Origin of the sequence: Scandinavium hiltneri, from assembly GCF_024764835.1 — a bacterium.
GTDB classification, from domain to species: Bacteria; Pseudomonadota; Gammaproteobacteria; order Enterobacterales; family Enterobacteriaceae; genus Scandinavium; species Scandinavium hiltneri.
In genome coordinates this window covers 1-470 of record NZ_JALIGE010000041.1, presented here as the reverse complement: position 1 = coordinate 470, position 470 = coordinate 1, and the positions used below count along the sequence as shown (strand labels likewise).

Sequence of the window (470 nt, the reverse complement as noted above, 5' to 3'; positions counted from 1 at the left end):
CCATGTACCCCTCCATCATTCCACCCGGAACCGAGCACGTACTCACCCTGTACTCGGCAGGTCATACGGAGAGTTCAAAGATACTTGTTCGCTTTGGCACTTTAGCTGCAAGCCTTCTTGCTGATTTTCAGTTCAGGGCTACGGGTAATGCGCACCTTCAAGCCAGTCTTGTGAATGGTTTGGTCCCAGCCAGCTCCAATCCCGCGATCGACCAGTTCGCTGTGCCGGCCTATCTGCGCTTGAACTGCCTCACCAAGGCCTATGCCCCGCTGTGGGAAGAGCTCACCGACACAAAGTGGACGCCAGAGGTCCCGGTGCGCACCACAAAAGATCGGTGGCACACCGAGAATCTGCTCAACGCCGCGGTGTCGATCGCGCTCAGTGTCAGTGCCGAGGATCTCGTGATGATCTACCGGACCCAGTTCCCGGTGCTCTACCAGCGGGACAAGACCGACCTGGTGGACCGGAAC

At 58.1% G+C, this 470-nt stretch carries 1 protein-coding gene; it reads left to right on the top strand.

Features of this window, described 5'->3' with window-relative positions:
* Positions 1–470, top strand: a 470-nt coding sequence (locus MUU47_RS00190; protein WP_258986121.1) for a hypothetical protein, incomplete at both ends; no start/stop codon positions are given.